Origin of the sequence: uncultured Mailhella sp., assembly GCF_944324575.1 — a bacterium.
Taxonomy (GTDB): Bacteria; Desulfobacterota; Desulfovibrionia; order Desulfovibrionales; family Desulfovibrionaceae; genus Mailhella.
Window position 1 is genome coordinate 1 of record NZ_CALUWV010000164.1, and the last position, 2,719, is coordinate 2,719.

Sequence of the window (2,719 nt, forward strand, 5' to 3'; positions counted from 1 at the left end):
CGGGCGACGTCAGGAGCCCGGTCGACGGCCGCAAGTAGCCGCGATTCACTCGCGGCGTTAAACGCGGCGGGCGTCGTACAAGTCCTGCGTCCGTACAGTGTGTCCCGAGCAGACGGGCTCTCGCGTCACTCGGGAGAAGGAAAATGTCGGTCATGAATAGGCGGAATTCACTTCCGCCGTCAAATGAAATGACCACCGTACAAGTCCCGCGACCGTACAGTGTGTCCAGAGCTGACGGGCTCTCGCGTCACTCGGGCGGCGGGAAAAAGGGGAGATTGCTGGTTCAACGCTCTGGAAAGCCGTCGTTGGTAAAGAACAGTCGTGTTTCAACTCTCTGGCGGGCCTTTGTTTGCGAAGAACAACCGTCTCTCAGCGCTCGGGGAAACCTTCGTTTGCAGCGGACGGCCTTCTCTCGAAGCTCTGGGGCCCCGGGCGACGTCAGGAGCCCGGTCGACGGCCGCAAGTAGCCGCGATTCACTCGCGGCGTTAAACGCGGCGGGCGTCGTGCAAGCACCGCAGTCCGTACAGTGTGTCCCGAGCTGACAGGCGCTCGCGTCACTCGGGAGAATGAAAATGTCGGTCATGAACAGGCGGAATTTACTTCCGCCGTTAAATGAAATGACCACCGACAAGTCCTGCGTCCGTACAGCGTGTCCCGAGCAGACGGGAAACGGCGTTACTCGGGCATCGGAAAGGAAAAAACAGGGGGCAAAGGGGCGGCCGGGACGTCCATGAGGAATGTGACGCCGTGCGCGCGTGGTTCGGGTGCGCGCCCGGCCGCCTGCCGTTTGCAGGTAGAGGAGGATTATGAAAATTCTTTGAATTTATTTGATATCTTTCGTTTTCTGCTGTCAATGCCGAAGGCGGTGGCGGCATTCTTCGCGTGCCCGCTGTTCAACAGTTCCGGGAAATTGCGGAAATGTTCCGGCAGCTTTCTCCGTCTGGAAAACCCGCGCCCCTGAGAAGTCGGCGTTCATGACCTCGAATGGCCGCCGCTGCACAGGCCAGAGTGTCCGTACATCGCGTCCGGTCAGACGGGCGTTCGCGTGTTCCGCACAAAGGCACAGGGCCTGCCCCGGCGTTTGCGCGGCTTCCGCTCACAGGCATTTCGCGGCCCCGTGTTGAGATTCCCCGTCTCGCGACGGGGCCGCGTGCGTTCTGCCGACGGCTCTTGCCCTGCATTCTGCGGTTCAAGAATGAAGTGCGGCATCCGTGCGGCTTGTTCTCGTGACCCTCCGGCAGTTTGTTCCGAAGGAGGCGTCCGGTCGGGATGCGGTTCCCGACGGGCGTCACGTGAGCTTGTTTGCCCGCGGGCAGCCGTTGCCGTGCGGCCCGCAGGCGTGAAATGGGTTACTTGAGAAACATGGCCAGAACGGGAATGATGACAAGCGAAATGAGCGTGGTCATGATGACCGCCGCCGAGGCGTCGTTTTCCGCAACTTTGTAGGAATCGCTCATGGCGTAGGCCAGCGTGCCCACGGGCATGGCCGCAAGCAGCGTGCCCATGGAACGCCAGAGGGGTTCCGTGTGAAAGGCCGTGAGCGCAATGAACGCAATGACGGGCTGCACGACCTGCTTGGCTGCGAGAATGACCATCTGCCTGCCGGGATGAAACGCGGACGAGCCGGTATGGTTGCGCAGCCTTGCGCTGATGACGATGCCGAGAGACACGAGCGCGCAGGGCATGACCGAGTTGCCGAGCGCCCGGCACGGCGATTCGATGACCGCAGGCACGGCCGTGCCCGTGGCATAGAATGCCGATCCGGCGACCGTGGCCAGCACGACGGGATTGCTGACGAGCGCAAGGGCAATGGTGCGTATGGGATGACGTCCTTTGGCGCCGCTGTTCACGAGAATGAAAAGCGTGATGAGCACCATGGGTATTTCAAGGATGTTGGTCAGCGTGCTGGCCAGCACCACCACCGGGCTGCCGGGGTAAAGCGCCATGAGCACGGGCAGACCCACCAGCACCACGTTGGGAAAGCTCGCCAGCATTGACAGCATGACTTCCTCTTTGTAGCCTGTTTCGAGCCGCAGGTGATGAAAGACCGGAATGAGCAGGCAGAACGTCGCAAACAGGCTGACGGCAAAGCCGGCAAGAAACGCTTCGTGGTCGAGGTCTTCGGGCCTGCACTCCGCAATCGACAGAAATATCAGGGCAGGCAGCCCGAGATTCACAAGAAACTGGTTGAGCGTGGTCGAGCCGAACGGGGGCACAAGCTGAAAGCGCTCCGCAAGCATCCCCAGAAAGATCAGCACGAACACGGGAAGCAGCAATAAAAACACATCCCACATGAGTATGTCTCCGGGCGTCTCACGCCCTGCGCGGACGCCGTTGCATTCTTTTTTCGGTATGTCGCCTTCCGGCCGGACAGGCGCGAGTTCGCAGAATGCAGCAAACGTTCGTTCCCTGCAAACGAGATTTCCTGTGGGTCGGGATAAGTTTTTCTTATGACGGAAAATCCACCGCTGAACGCGCTGGCGGCCTTTGAGGCGGCAGCAAGACTCGGAAGCTTTACCCGCGCAGGGGAGGAGCTGTGCGTCACGCAGGCGGCCGTAAGCCAGCACATACGGCATCTTGAGGATTATCTCGGCGTGCCGCTTTTCATACGTCGTTCACCGGGCGTGTGCCTCACGCCGGACGGCGAACGCTATTATCTGGCCGTTGCGGGCGCGCTGGACACCCTGCGCAGGGAAACCGCCCGCATTCGGCGCGGGG

The 2,719-nt window shown here is 61.0% G+C and carries 2 protein-coding genes; one reads left to right on the forward strand and one right to left on the reverse strand.

Annotation, left to right across the window (positions count from 1 at the left end):
* Positions 1-1,350: 1,350 nt before the first annotated feature.
* On the reverse strand, positions 1,351-2,295 hold the full coding sequence (locus Q0J81_RS11020) for an AEC family transporter (RefSeq protein ID WP_294447892.1): 945 nt from the start codon (positions 2,293-2,295) through the stop codon (positions 1,351-1,353).
* 156 nt (positions 2,296-2,451) lie between these two features.
* Between Q0J81_RS11020 and Q0J81_RS11025 the strand changes: the two genes are divergently transcribed.
* Positions 2,452-2,719 (forward strand): LysR family transcriptional regulator (locus Q0J81_RS11025; protein ID WP_294447893.1); only part of this gene is annotated, 268 nt, incomplete at its 3' end.

Coding starts and splice junctions, on each gene's coding strand:
- Q0J81_RS11020 (WP_294447892.1), bottom strand. CDS start 2,295: ATGTGGGATGTGTTTTTATTGCTGCTTCCCGTGTTCGTGCTGATCTTT.